The organism is Clostridium tagluense, from assembly GCF_003865095.1.
In the GTDB taxonomy this organism is placed as follows: Bacteria; Bacillota; Clostridia; order Clostridiales; family Clostridiaceae; genus Clostridium_AD; species Clostridium_AD tagluense.
Map to the genome: position 1 here is coordinate 41,347 of NZ_BHYK01000014.1, position 13,039 is coordinate 54,385.

The 13,039-nt window shown below is 29.7% G+C and carries 12 protein-coding genes; 4 read left to right on the plus strand and 8 right to left on the minus strand.

Going from position 1 to position 13,039, the window contains the following annotated elements; genetic code table 11:
• Nucleotides 1–64: 64 nt before the first annotated feature.
• The 4 genes from Ctaglu_RS26600 to Ctaglu_RS13245 form a co-directional block, all read right to left on the minus strand.
• On the minus strand, nucleotides 65–1,453 hold the full coding sequence (locus Ctaglu_RS26600) for a nucleoside recognition domain-containing protein (protein WP_507762485.1): 1,389 nt from the start codon (nucleotides 1,451–1,453) through the stop codon (nucleotides 65–67).
• Between the two features lie 74 nt (nucleotides 1,454–1,527).
• A complete protein-coding gene (locus Ctaglu_RS26605) occupies nucleotides 1,528–2,286 on the minus strand; it encodes a FeoB small GTPase domain-containing protein (RefSeq protein ID WP_125002422.1) in 759 nt (252 codons plus the stop codon).
• Nucleotides 2,287–2,353: 67 nt separating this feature from the next.
• Nucleotides 2,354–2,593 carry a FeoA family protein gene (locus tag Ctaglu_RS13240; protein ID WP_125002424.1) on the minus strand — a complete coding sequence of 80 codons (240 nt, stop codon included), beginning with the start codon at nucleotides 2,591–2,593 and terminating at the stop codon, nucleotides 2,354–2,356.
• A gap of 262 nt (nucleotides 2,594–2,855) precedes the next feature.
• Nucleotides 2,856–3,827 carry a serine hydrolase gene (locus Ctaglu_RS13245; RefSeq protein ID WP_125002426.1) on the minus strand — a complete coding sequence of 324 codons (972 nt, stop codon included), beginning with the start codon at nucleotides 3,825–3,827 and terminating at the stop codon, nucleotides 2,856–2,858.
• Nucleotides 3,828–4,277: 450 nt separating this feature from the next.
• Between Ctaglu_RS13245 and Ctaglu_RS13250 the strand changes: the two genes are divergently transcribed.
• Nucleotides 4,278–5,189, plus strand: a complete 912-nt coding sequence (locus Ctaglu_RS13250; protein WP_125002428.1) for a transposase — start codon at nucleotides 4,278–4,280, stop codon at nucleotides 5,187–5,189.
• Between the two features lie 346 nt (nucleotides 5,190–5,535).
• Here Ctaglu_RS13250 and Ctaglu_RS13255 read toward each other — a convergent pair whose 3' ends face one another.
• The gene (locus Ctaglu_RS13255; protein ID WP_125002430.1) at nucleotides 5,536–6,909 is read right to left on the minus strand and encodes a sensor histidine kinase; all 1,374 of its coding nucleotides are present in this window, start codon (nucleotides 6,907–6,909) and stop codon (nucleotides 5,536–5,538) included.
• Between the two features lie 3 nt (nucleotides 6,910–6,912).
• A complete protein-coding gene (locus tag Ctaglu_RS13260; protein ID WP_125002432.1) occupies nucleotides 6,913–7,593 on the minus strand; it encodes a response regulator transcription factor in 681 nt (226 codons plus the stop codon).
• 155 nt (nucleotides 7,594–7,748) lie between these two features.
• On the opposite strand from Ctaglu_RS13260, the gene Ctaglu_RS13265 reads away from it, so the two are divergent.
• Complete coding sequence (locus tag Ctaglu_RS13265) at nucleotides 7,749–7,967, plus strand: DUF1450 domain-containing protein (protein WP_125002434.1); 219 nt, start codon at nucleotides 7,749–7,751, stop codon at nucleotides 7,965–7,967.
• A 9-nt stretch (nucleotides 7,968–7,976) separates the two neighbouring features.
• Here Ctaglu_RS13265 and Ctaglu_RS13270 read toward each other — a convergent pair whose 3' ends face one another.
• A complete protein-coding gene (locus tag Ctaglu_RS13270; RefSeq protein WP_125002436.1) occupies nucleotides 7,977–9,041 on the minus strand; it encodes a C40 family peptidase in 1,065 nt (354 codons plus the stop codon).
• A gap of 215 nt (nucleotides 9,042–9,256) precedes the next feature.
• Nucleotides 9,257–11,380 carry a sensor domain-containing protein gene (locus tag Ctaglu_RS13275; RefSeq protein ID WP_125002438.1) on the minus strand — a complete coding sequence of 708 codons (2,124 nt, stop codon included), beginning with the start codon at nucleotides 11,378–11,380 and terminating at the stop codon, nucleotides 9,257–9,259.
• A gap of 397 nt (nucleotides 11,381–11,777) precedes the next feature.
• Here Ctaglu_RS13275 and Ctaglu_RS13280 point away from each other — a divergent pair, with 397 nt between their 5' ends.
• Together Ctaglu_RS13280 and Ctaglu_RS13285 are read left to right on the plus strand one after the other, a co-directional pair.
• Nucleotides 11,778–12,020, plus strand: coding sequence for a coiled-coil domain-containing protein (locus Ctaglu_RS13280; RefSeq protein ID WP_125002440.1), 243 nt, complete (start codon nucleotides 11,778–11,780; stop codon nucleotides 12,018–12,020).
• A 46-nt stretch (nucleotides 12,021–12,066) separates the two neighbouring features.
• Nucleotides 12,067–12,963, plus strand: coding sequence for a polysaccharide deacetylase family protein (locus tag Ctaglu_RS13285; RefSeq protein WP_125002442.1), 897 nt, complete (start codon nucleotides 12,067–12,069; stop codon nucleotides 12,961–12,963).
• Nucleotides 12,964–13,039 lie beyond the last annotated feature (76 nt).

Consider the following 13,039-nt stretch of genomic DNA (forward strand, 5'->3'; position numbering starts at 1 on the left):
TTTGATGATTAATAATGAAAAGTTCTTAAACGTCCCCATGCTTTTTTTGGCTTAGTTTTACTTGCTAAAAAATTCTATAGATTTGAGTAGTAAAAAAACAAATGATTATAGCAATGACTGTGGGCATTAATATAGCTAATATTGTCCATTTTGTACTACCCGTTTCTTTTTTGATAGTCCATATTGTTGTAGCACACGGAAAGTGTAGTAGTGAAAATAACATGGTGTTTATTAATGTTAAATAAGTCCACCCATTATTAAGCAAAATTTCTCGAAGCTGACTTATACTTTCAAACTGAAGCATGGAACCTTTGGATAGGTATGCCATTAAAAGAATAGGCAGTACGATTTCATTTGCTGGAAACCCTAAAATAAAAGCTATTAAGATAAAGCCGTCTAAGCCTATAGCCTTAGCAAAGGGATTTAGAAAATTTGCTACATGAGCTAGTATGCTTATATCACCGATTATTACATTTCCAAGAATATAGGTTATAGCACCAGCAGGCACCGCTACAATTATGGCTCTTCCTAGCACAAACATGGTTCTATCAATTATAGAGGTATATAGTACTCTTCCTACTTGAGGTTTTCTATAGGGTGGTAGCTCTAGGGTAAAACTTGAGGGCATGCCTTTTAGTATTGTTTTTGATAATGCATAGGATGTTAGTAATGTCATTCCTATACCTATAAGCACTAAAACTACTACCATTAGTGCAGCTATAATAGAGCTAGTAGTTGAGGAAAAACTCACACCTACAAACACCATGGATAGTGCTATTAAAGCGGGAAATCTTCCATTACAGGGCACAAAATTGTTGGTTATTATTGCTATAAGCCTCTCTCTTGGAGATTCAATTATCCTACAAGCTATTACGCCACAAGCATTACAACCAAATCCCATACACATGGTTAGTGCCTGTTTGCCATGGCAACAAGCTTTTTTAAAGACGTGGTCTAAATTAAAGCATATTCTAGGCAGATATCCACTATCCTCTAAAAGCGTAAATATAGGAAAAAATATTGCCATAGGCGGAAGCATCACAGATACTACCCATGCAAAGGTTCGATATACACCTAGTACTAAAAGGTTATTTAGCCAAAGGGGAACTTGAATATATATAAAGAATAATCCAATCTTTGCTTCTATCCAAAATAAGAATTTCGCTATAAGCTGTGATGGGTAATTTGCTCCCTGAATTGTAAGCCAAAATATCACCGCAAGTAGTAGTATCATTATGGGTATACCAGTTTTTTTAGAGGTGACTATGTCATCAATTTTTTGCTCCGATAACATTCTTTCAGTGTCTTTTGTAACGGTTTTTCTAGTTATGTCCTCTGCTGTTTTATAAATGGTGGATACAATTGTGTCTCTTACATTCTTATTGTTTTTGTTTCTAAAAAGTTTAGTTTTTTCTAGAACTACTTTTATATTTATGTCTTCCTTTAGGTTCAATAAATACACCTTCCATTAATTGCTGGTGTAGGCATCTTCAAAGGAATAACTAGTAAATATACTAGTCTATTTTTTTAGATGCCTAAGTCATAATCTAAAAATTTACCTATAGAATTTATTAGAGATTCATCTCCATCTAAAAGTCTTAAGGCAAGCCATTTAATATTAATTTCATCCATAAAAATTGAATGTAGCATTGGTGTAATCTGCTTAAGCTCCTCTTCAATATCTGTAGGATATTGAATTTGTAATGGACAGGTATGAATTTTATTAGTGCATAAATCATATATGCTATCTTTCAAAATATTCATACCTATATTACTTCTAGCAGTAGTTGGTACCACCGGAATACCTAATTCTTTTGATAAGGCCTCAATATTTATTCTTATCTTTTTACTTTTAGCCTCATCCATAAGATTTACGCAAGCCACTACATTACCCGTAATCTCAAGAACCTGCAAAAGTAAATTTAAATTTCTCTCAATACAGGTGGCATCCAGAACCACCACTGTTACATCTGGCTTTCCAAAACATATGAAGTCTCTAGCGACTATTTCTTCTACGGAACTTGCGAGAAGAGAATAAGTGCCTGGTAAATCCACAATAATAAACTCTTTATCCTTATGGACATATTTCCCTTGAGAGTTTACTACAGTTTTACCTGGCCAATTTCCTGTATGCTGATGAAGTCCCGTTAGTGCATTGAAAACTGTACTTTTACCTGTATTTGGATTTCCTGCAAGTGCAATTACGTAATCCTCTTCCTTTGTCTTTTCTATATTAAACAGGTCCTTTAGCCCTTGCTTAGTACTAGAAGTGTGAGTTAGGCCCATATTTCTTCTCCCTTTCTATTGCTATTGGTATATTTCGGCAAACAATTTTTATCATTTCAGAGCTACACTATATGCGTCTCACCATAATGTTTTTTGCCTCTTCTTCTCTTAGTGCAATGCAAGTATCTCTTATGAGATAGGCGGTAGGATCTCCAAAGGGACTCTGCCTAAGTACATGTATAATAGTGTTTGGCACTATACCTAAATCAAGCATTCGTTGTCTTGATAGGCCTTTTGAAATCAATTCTACTACTTTGACTTTTTTGCCTACAGCAATGTCTGTTAATTTAGCTGTTCTATTCTCCATTTTTTTCACCTACTTTACTAATATAATGTATCTAGGCACAGGATAAAGATGGTAGTATATTTATTAAAATGTGCCCTTGCTTTATATTATGAGATTAAAGGTAAAATCGACACTTAAAATAAAAAAAGTATATGCTATGTAAATTAATTTACATAGTATATACTTTTTTTAGATAACAAAATATATCTCTTATATTTTTACTTAAGTTGTAGATGAAATCTATATTTAATTTCACAATTTACTTGGTGTATCTGTCCACTTATTATTTTTGAGCATCATATATCATCTTGGATAGTTGTGCAATAGTTTCATCTGCATTTGGAAGTTCTTCTGTAAAAACCACAAGAATGTATGGATTATCCTTACTTACAATGGCAATATCATTTACACACTCACCAAAGTCACCTATTTTATGAGCTACAATCCCCTTCGGAATGTACTTATCTATCCTATCATGGTAGTCTGTTTTTTTCATGGTTTCAATCAAACCACTATAGTATTTATTATTATCAAGATTTAAATATAATTTCTCTAAAATTTTAAAGGAATCCTTTGGTGTAGTATTATTTTCACTATGTACTGTAGGATGCCCAAGGATTTTTTCGATATACTTATATTTATTTTCATCGCCGACTTTTCTTAAAATCATATTTATAGCTATATTGTCCGAATAAATTATTGAATAGTCACTTAAGGTCTTGAGTGCAATAGGTTTACTTAAATCTGTTCCTTGAAGTTCTCCTGCACCTTCTTCATAATCGCATTCTTTAAATATCAATTTTTCATTTATATCAATTTTTCCTTCTTGAATCATATCATACATAAGCATATTTATAGGTACTTTTATTGTGCTAGCTGCTAAAAACTGCTTGTCTTGATTTATTTCAATAAAATTTTCAGACTCTATGTCATAGTAAACCAATCCAACTTTATTTATATTATTTCCTAAAAATGTTCTAATCCCTTTTTCTAAGTCCTTTAACTGAGCCTGTTTCTTAGAATCTTCTTCTACCTTGATTTGATTGTAGTCTAATGATTGTTTATAATCTAGATCTCCATAGTCAATTTTAGATATAGGTTTGGATATTCCATAATTGTTACTTTTATTATTAGTAGAAATAAAATGAAGCGTAGCAACACTTCTGCTGGACCCTACCGGCTGTTTGCTTAAGTAAGTCGTTGCAACGAGTGCTATTATTATTGCTATGGAAATGACAATTTTCTTACCTTTCATCTGACCATTCCCCCTTGTACTACGCCTTTAAAGATGTCCATTATTATTGTTATCTCTTTAAAATTCTTTTACTATAAAAATATACTAATTATATGTCGTTTTAATGACAATTTTGTTAACAATTTATGAACTTATTTTCTTACCTTTATAAGCTTGGGGACGGTTAACAATTATGTATATATAAGCTTGGGTACGGTTAACAATTATGTATATATTTAAAAAAATAAAATTATTACTACTTTCATCTTCATAAAATCTTCATGCCAGGTGCTTATAATTTAAATTAGTTATTATAGTGTAGATGGAAGTTATTGTTCTCCTGGTGGTAATTAGTAACCAAACAGACAGGGACGGTTAACAACTATTTAATCATTAGCTTAAAAATATGAATATCATCTCCACCCTTAGGCAATAATTTTAAGAAAAGCTTATGAGTAGGGGTGATTTTTTATGGCAAGAAAGGCAAGATTAAAAACAGCTGATGCTATATTTCATATTATGTGCAAAAGTATCAGCGAGGTAGATTTATATAGGGATTCTGAAGATAAGGAGAAGTATTTATCGCTTGTTAAGAAGTATAAAAAACTTTTTAATGTTAAAATTTACGGGTACTGCCTTATGGATAACCATGCACATTTATTGGTTGATGCTAATGGAGCAGATATATCAAAAGTAATGCATGGAATAAATTTTTCATATGCAATGTACTTTAATAAAAAGTACAAAAGAGAAGGACATCTTTTTAAAGATAGATTTAAGAGCAAAATAGTTGATAATGACCACTATTTAAAGACCGTATCGTTATATATACATAATAATCCTACAGATATTGCTGAATATAAAGACTGTCCTGAAAAATATTCTTTTTCTAGTTTGGGAATATATGTTGGTAAAAGACGTGACCTTTTCAACATAGTTGATTATGAATTTGTCATGGGGTTTTTCGGTAATGATCTTGATACTGCAATAAAAAATTACTATAGCCTTGTTTTTGGATGCGACGATGAAAAATTAAAAGAAGAATTTGAATTCCAAGATGAAAAAACAGAATATAGAAGTGGAAGAAATGTACTTGTAAGAAAATTCATGTCTGAAGATATAATAGAATTTATAGCCTCAAAGATGAGTATATCAAAGATTCTACTTAATACTAAATACAGTAGAAAGCTTGTTCATGCAAAAGCATTAACAATTGTTCTAATGAGGAACCTCGGTAATTTTAAGTCCAGTGATATATCCGGCATGCTTGGTAATATCACACAGGCTAGAATATCAAAATTAAATAGCATAGGTATTGAATTAATTGGCTCTGATGAAAAATATGAAAGTATTATCGAGGATTTTATTAGATTCTATGCGTAGTCAGTATTTATTTATATACTTTTTTATAATTTGAAATATGTAATTTAATGTTAGTCATTAAAATTCCTCTTAAATATTTAACCAACATATCTATTCCCTAGTCTGTTGTATTAACTAAAAAAATTAAAAGTTGTTGATACTTATTTTTAATTTATTAATAGTGGACAAGCATTCAAAATAAATATTTATCTGCACTCTTAAGATAATTAAAATAAGCTACTAATAAGTGCATTTAGAAATTAAAGGGTATAAGCTTTTAAAAAAAATATACCCTCTCACAAATAGAGTAAATAATTGTTAACCGTCCCCAATTATTTATAGACTAGTTCCTTTATTCATTTAATTGTTAACCGTCCCTATAACTCTTAAAATAAACAGTAACCACGCAACCCTTCCCTTCTTTACTTATAACATCTATGCTTGCCTTATGAAGTGTTAAGATGTTTTTTACAATGGTTAACCCTATTCCCATACCTTCTATTTCGTGTCTACTTTTATCTGCTCTATACAACCTTTCGAATATATAAGGCAAGTCTTCCTCATTGATTCCAATGCCTGTATCTTCTATTTTTAATATTACTTTTCTATCCGTTTCTTTTAAAGTGATATTAATTTCACCTTGCTCTTTAGTAAACTTAACTGCATTTGAAAGTAAATTAATAATTACCTGTTTTATTTTATCTGTGTCCCCTAAAATGTTAAATTGTTTACTGGTATTACATTCTAAGGTCATGTTAAGATTTTTATTTTCAGTTATTAATTCAAATTCCTTTACAACTGAGGCTAGAGTTTCCTTCAAAGATATTTCTTCCAGGTTTAGAACTTTCTCTTCTCCTTCTACCTCTTTCAGGGCATTTAAACTATCTAAAAGCTTTCCAAATCTAATAACTTCTTCATTAAGATAAGTTAATCTTTCATTGTCTACGGGAAATATACCATCAATCATAGCTTCAAAATTATTTTGAAGAATATTAAGAGGGGTTCTAACTTCATGAGATATATCTGATATCAGCCTTTTTCTGAGCACATCCTGATGTTGAAGCTTTTCTCCCAGTGTATTTATGCTATTTCTTAAATCTTCAAGTTCTAAAATACTACTCTTATCCTTTGACCTTTCGTTATAATTTCCATTTGAAAGATGAACGGAAATTTTTGAAATTTGCCTAAGAGGAGTAGAGAATTGCTTCGAAATAAACAGACTAATTAATATTGTTATTAAAGTTGAAAGTACAACACTTAAAATAATACTTTCATTTATTGAAACTTTGAAATTTACATCCTCTTGGGATAATATTACCGGAGCATATTGCCCTACTTCTACGTACCCTACAATTTTGTCTACAGGTTTTATTTGAAAAGTGCTTGTAGTATAAATCCCTTCATTTTTAACATGCATATTAACATTAGGATCCTGGGCCATATCCTTTGGGTTCATTCCCCAAACTATCTTTTTGTTTTGATCTTTAAGTGTAAGGCAATAATTACTCATATAAGCTTCATGCATAATTTCTATTCCTGATGTTTCATTCCACTTATTAGTTTTTTTATATACCTCTTCTAAATATTTTACTATTCTAGTATTCCTCTTATTTTGTATTTCCACTAAATACTTATCAAAGGTCCTTGATATTGCTATATTTACCAAAAGAGTGGCTATGAAAAGTACTAATATAGAGGTGCACACTAAAATAATACTTAATCTTTTTCTTATGCTTTGCATAAATTAGTCACCACCAAATTTATAACCAATTCTAGTTACGGTTACTATATATTTAGGGTTCCTACTATCCTCTTCTATCTTTTTACGTATATTTTTAATATGTACATCTATTGTTCTATCAAATCCTTGAAAATCTATTCCCATAATTCTTTCAATAAGCTGTTCCCTAGTAAATACTTTACCCCCATTAGATGAAAGAATATATACTATATCAAATTCATTTGGTGTAAGTGCTATTTCTGTGCCACGTACCTTAACTATTCTTTTATCATAATTAATTTCTAAATCTCCATTATTATAAACTTTTGTTTCAGACTCATGTACATTAAGCCTTCTAAATAGTGCATTTACTCTTGCAGTTAGTTCTCGTGGACTGAAAGGCTTAATTAGATACTCATCTGCTCCAAGGTTTAATCCTTCTATCCTATCATCTAATGTGCTCTTTGCTGTAAGCATAAATATGTGGACTTCGGAAATTTTTCTAAGAATACTACACACCTCTTCACCAGCTATGTCTGGTAGCATTAAATCTAATATAACTAAGCTGAATGGTATTTTCTCGAAAAGTTTTATTCCTTCCATACCCCTTGTAGTACAATAAACCCCATATCCAGCTTTTTCAAGATATGCTTTTAGTATTTCTGAAACCTTTTCCTCATCTTCAATAATTAATATATTGTCCATGCTTAATTCTCCTTTGTCTAAATTAATTGTTAACCGTCCCCAAACTATTCTTATTCTAATTTTTCCTCAGGATTATATTCCCATAATACTTAGCATAGAATATGAATATATATTCTTTTCATCTTATAATTGCTAAATTTTAAGGAGTTGATCTAATGAAAGTTAAATTCTGCAAGCATAATAAATGGAATGATGCTGTTATTACTATGATAACTGAAACTCATCCTAATATAAAGATATCCATAAAAAAATGTTTTGGAAAATGTCATAAATGTAAGTCCCATCCTATAGCCATGGTTGGCAAGGAACTATTAGTGGGTGTTGATGAAGAGGATTTGTATAATACTATAATCAGTAAATTATTAATCCCTTAGGCATATTTTCTAATTTAATCGTCTAGCGGTTATATAATCGCCTCTCGTCATAGGTGAAACTTTAATTACATCTCCTGTGCGAGGAGAATGAATGTAATTGTTATTACCAGCGTAAATACCTGTATGCTTAGGCTTGTTCCCGATTCCAAAAAACACCAAATCACCTGGTTGAAGATCACTTTTAGATACTCCTATCCCATCATTTATTTGATCATATGTGGATCTTCCCACCGATATTCCAAAATGGCTATATACGTATTGCGTAAATCCGGAGCAATCAAAACCAGTAGAAGGTGATGTACCACCCCATATATATGGTATTCCAATGAAGTTAGAAGCATAGCTTATTATAGAATCTTTTGATAAATTAGTGGCTCCCCTTGAGGACGTATATTTATCTACTGATTTTTCTATGCTTTGATTTACTAATACTTGCTCTTTACCGCTCCTAGTTATAAGATTATTTTCCTTGATATCTAACTGAGTTATCAATTTGTTTTGTGATTCTTTATCCAAGATTATCTTGTCTAACTTTTGCTTGTTATCTACCTGCAAATTAAGTAATTCAACCTTTCTATTATTTAGAGAATGCTGCTTTTCATTTAATTTATTTTGGATTGCTTCAAACTCACCCATTACTTTTTTGTCAAACTTTATTATGATTCTTACATTCTCTACTCTTGATATAAAATCTCCAAAGCTCTCTGCATTTAGTAAAACACTAGTATATCCATCAAACCCGTTCATGTACATGTTTCGCATTCTAGCATCGAATAATTCTTGTTCCTTTTTCGCTTCATTTCCAACCTTATTTATCTCTTCTACAGCACTTTTAATTGCCTTTTCAGTTTGTAATATTTTAATTTTATTCTCCTCTGTTTTAGCCATGTTTTTTTCAATTTCATTATCATATTGTTCTATTTTCCTTTCAATTGTTTGACTTTCGGTTTGAGTTCTAGTTAGCGAATACTTCTGTGCTTGTAACTTCCCGTTTACTTTAACCACTAATGTATTTACATTTAAAGTGAAAATTAAAGTTGTCACAACTGCCATGTTTCTAAATACATGCTTCATTTTTACATCCCCCTCGTTCTTTTAGAATTTATAAATAAATCCTAGTTAAAATGTATCAAAAACTCATATGTACTTTGTTAAGCTTATTTTTATTTACTTAATTATACATTTATGTATTATTATAGCATAACAGTATTCTATTGAACATCCCTTATTATATTTATTATTTTAAAATATAAAGAGCAGTGATTTCAAAAATCACTGCTCTTTGTTTTTTAATTATATGGTTTAATCCAATTAGTTTTTAAGAATTTTTCTTCGATTTCATCTGATGGTAGCGGTTTGCTAAAATAATAGCCTTGTATTTGATTACAGCCCATGCTTTGCAATAGTTTAATTTGTTCCTTTGTTTCTACTCCCTCTGCAATAACGTCTAAATCAATTTTTTGTGCAAGTTGTATTATCCCATCTACTATGGCTTTTTCTCTTTCATTTGTAACAATATTGTCGATAAAGGACTTATCTATTTTCAGTGTATTTATAGGCAGCTGTTTTAAATAACTAAGAGAAGAATATCCTGTTCCAAAGTCATCTAAGGCAATTTTTATACCTAAGTCTCTAATCTCAGTAAGTAGTTTAATACTCTTTTCAAAATCTTTCATAAGAATACTTTCTGTAATTTCCAGTTCCACAAATCTTGTATTAACCTTTGTTTCAGTTATTATTCTCTTTAAGTTTTCTTCAAATTTATCATTTTGAAGTTGAACTGCAGATAAGTTTACTGCAATAGTATCATATAGATACCCTTTACTTTTCCATAAATTATTTTGGAGGTAAACAGTTTTTATAATCCAATCACCCATTGGAATTATTAGCCCACTTGCCTCTGCCACAGGGATAAACTCTGATGGAGATATTTTACCAAGCTCAGTACTATTCCATCTTAAAAGCGCTTCAAATCCTTTTATTTTATTATTTATAATATCTATTTGTGGTTGATAATATATTTCAAACTCATTCTTTTCAAGTGCACGCCTTAAGCCTTTTTCTATTTCAACCCGTCTTACCACTATATCACTCATATTTTTATTAAAGAAAGAATATTTGGCTTTACCATTATATTTAGAACTATACATTGCAGTATCCGCATTTTTTAATAGTATATTGGTTTCATAGCCATCATCTGGAAATACAGTAATGCCAATACTTGCTGAAGTATATACTTGCTTACCAACTATACTTATTTCACAATTCAATGAACTTAATAGTTTTGCGCATTGGCAACTTATCTCTGAGTAATCCTCAATGTTTTTCATTAAAATAAAAAATTCATCTCCCCCTACTCTTGAAACAAGATCCCCTTCTCTAATAGAAGCTTTAAGAGCGATTGCAACATTTTTCAATAATTCATCTCCATAATCATGGCCTAAAGTATCATTAATTTCCTTAAAGTTATCTAAATCAATAAACAATACAGCATGTTTAGCTTCCTTATCTTTTGCTTTAATAATCTCACTCTCCAGGGTATTAATAAATAATTTCCTGTTAGGTATGTCTGTTAATATATCATAGTACTTCAATTTATTAATTTTATTTTCAAAATCCTTTTGTCCAGAAATATCTGTAACAGATCCTGAAACTTTAGTTGCAAGACCATTTTTGTTTCTCAGACACTTGCCTCTAATTAAAACCCATTTATCTCCGCCACCATTATACTTGATTTTCAAACTGCTTTGGTAATATAATGTTTTTCCATTAATATGATTGTTAAAATCATCTATCGCTATTTTTCTATCTTCATCTGCAACTAACTTAATTAAATCCTCCAGTGAAGTTATGTCATCCTTATCATATCCTGTAATATCACTAATTTTATCTGAAGAAAAAAACTCTTTAGTTATAAGATCAACTTCAAATATAGCATCATTAGCTCCTTCTAAAGCCAGTTTATATCTTTCTTCACTTTTTTCAATTATTGCTTGTTTTTCATTTAATTCATCAAATTGTGCCCGAAGTTCCTCTTGTGCAGCTATTAATTGCTCATAGGTGGCTTGAATTTCCTGATAATTTTCTTTTATTGTATGAGATGAAGCTTTACTTTTTTTAGTGAATTCGTTAATTAAAAAATATATTATAAAAGATGATATTAAAGCATAAGACCATCCTTTTATGCTTTGCATACGTACCATTAAAGATTTATTTTCAATAAGAATGTTTAAAATCCTATCTGAAAATAGTATCCAAAACCCACTAATTAAAGCATATACAATAGTCACTTTAAGTGGCATATTTTTAAGTGCAACATCATCTTTAAACAACCAATCAATATTAAGTAACTCAATGTTTGCCTTTAATTGTTTTTTTGCTATCTTATTCAAGTCAATTTTCTTTTCATTCACCTATATTCCTCCCATTAACACTTACAAAACAATTTATCCGTTTTATATTTTATTTTCATTTTAACATTATCTTTTATAATTATCGTAAAATTATGATTTCCATTGATAGTTTTTCACAATTTATATTGATTTTTTTATTCTTTCTTATATTTTCTATTTTTAATTATCATAATACTGCAATTACTTAGTTTTACCATTAATTATGGCAAATATTATTATACAATATAAACCATAAAATTGTATATATTTATATATAAATTATTTTTTTTTAAATTTTTCCTATATTTTAGTTAATATTGTTAATATTTATGTTTGTAACTTTATCGTAATGTATTATAATATAATATAGCGTATTATATTATATATCGATAAATTTTTTAACAAAGGAGCTCAAGAAATGAAAAGAAAAAATACTATTGCTACTATAATTTTCAGTATCTTATTTTTAGGTTCAATATATGTCCATTTTACAAATAATAATAGAATTAAAGATACTACAATCGAAAATAATTCTTTAAAAATTGAATTTCAGTCGCTAAAATCTGAAAATCAGACTCTAAAAAAGGTTAATAATCAGCTCCTTGAAACAAATGCTAAGGTTTCAGAAAAGGTTAATAAATTAAAACTTATTATAAATTAATATAATTAATTTAAGCAGATGAAAATAAAAAAAGGACGGTTTTACTATGAGAAATTCAAGAAAAAACAAAAAAAGCTCATTACCACTTCTATTAGTGAAAATTTTCATTCTTACTATATTTGTTTCTTCAATTGTTAAAGCAGCTATTGGCGAAGTAACAGTTGTAAAAAGTGAACATGAAACTACTAAATTACAACAAGAAATAACCCAAATGCAGTCCCATAATGAAAAGTTAAAATCACAAAACAAAAATCTTCAAGACAAAATTAAAGAAAATGAACTATCTTATAAGGAAACCTCCCTTAAAGCAAAAATAGCTTATTTAACTTTTGATGACGGTCCATCAAAGAACACTTTAGAAATATTGAAAATCTTAAAACAATATGACATTAAAGCTACTTTCTTTGTAAATGGTCACCCTGCTTTAAGAGATTTATATAAACAAATTGCTGATGGTGGACATGCCTTAGCTAACCATACTTATAGTCATGAATATAAAGATGTTTATACCTCCCCAGATAACTTTAATAATGATGTGAAAAAATTAGATGCCTTCCTTACTGAAATAACTGGCAAGGAGCCTAATCATATTTTAAGATATCCAGGTGGTTCTAATAATACTATCAGTCATAATTATGGTGGTAAAGAGATAATGACTGGTGTAATTAAAAAAATGACTATAGAAGGATATAAATATTTTGATTGGAATGTGGATTCCACTGATGCTTCTGCTTACCGTCAAGACAAAAATAAAATTGTACATGCTGTTCTAACTGAAAGTTCTCAAACAAAACATGCCATTATTTTAATGCATGATTTAGCACCAAAAACTACAACTGTACAAGCCTTACCAGAAATAATTGAAGGTCTTAAAAATCAAGGATTTATCTTTGATATACTTTCTAAGGACACTTATGCACCACAATTTAACGTAGTAAAATAACCAAATATAGTTATTTTGTAAAATGCATATTATAGTTCTAAACTAATATTATTGACACCTTGACATTTTTACCGCA

Excerpts from the sequence above, each read along its gene's own strand:
- Ctaglu_RS13265 (WP_125002434.1), top strand. The coding sequence starts at position 7,749 with ATGAAAGTTAAATTCTGCAAGCATAATAAATGGAATGATGCTGTTATT.
- Ctaglu_RS13270 (WP_125002436.1), bottom strand. The coding sequence starts at position 9,041 with ATGAAGCATGTATTTAGAAACATGGCAGTTGTGACAACTTTAATTTTC.
- Ctaglu_RS13240 (WP_125002424.1), bottom strand. The coding sequence starts at position 2,593 with ATGGAGAATAGAACAGCTAAATTAACAGACATTGCTGTAGGCAAAAAA.
- Ctaglu_RS13285 (WP_125002442.1), top strand. The coding sequence starts at position 12,067 with ATGAGAAATTCAAGAAAAAACAAAAAAAGCTCATTACCACTTCTATTA.
- Ctaglu_RS13280 (WP_125002440.1), top strand. The coding sequence starts at position 11,778 with ATGAAAAGAAAAAATACTATTGCTACTATAATTTTCAGTATCTTATTT.
- Ctaglu_RS13260 (WP_125002432.1), bottom strand. The coding sequence starts at position 7,593 with ATGGACAATATATTAATTATTGAAGATGAGGAAAAGGTTTCAGAAATA.
- Ctaglu_RS13250 (WP_125002428.1), top strand. The coding sequence starts at position 4,278 with ATGGCAAGAAAGGCAAGATTAAAAACAGCTGATGCTATATTTCATATT.
- Ctaglu_RS13245 (WP_125002426.1), bottom strand. The coding sequence starts at position 3,827 with ATGAAAGGTAAGAAAATTGTCATTTCCATAGCAATAATAATAGCACTC.
- Ctaglu_RS13255 (WP_125002430.1), bottom strand. The coding sequence starts at position 6,909 with ATGCAAAGCATAAGAAAAAGATTAAGTATTATTTTAGTGTGCACCTCT.
- Ctaglu_RS26605 (WP_125002422.1), bottom strand. The coding sequence starts at position 2,286 with ATGGGCCTAACTCACACTTCTAGTACTAAGCAAGGGCTAAAGGACCTG.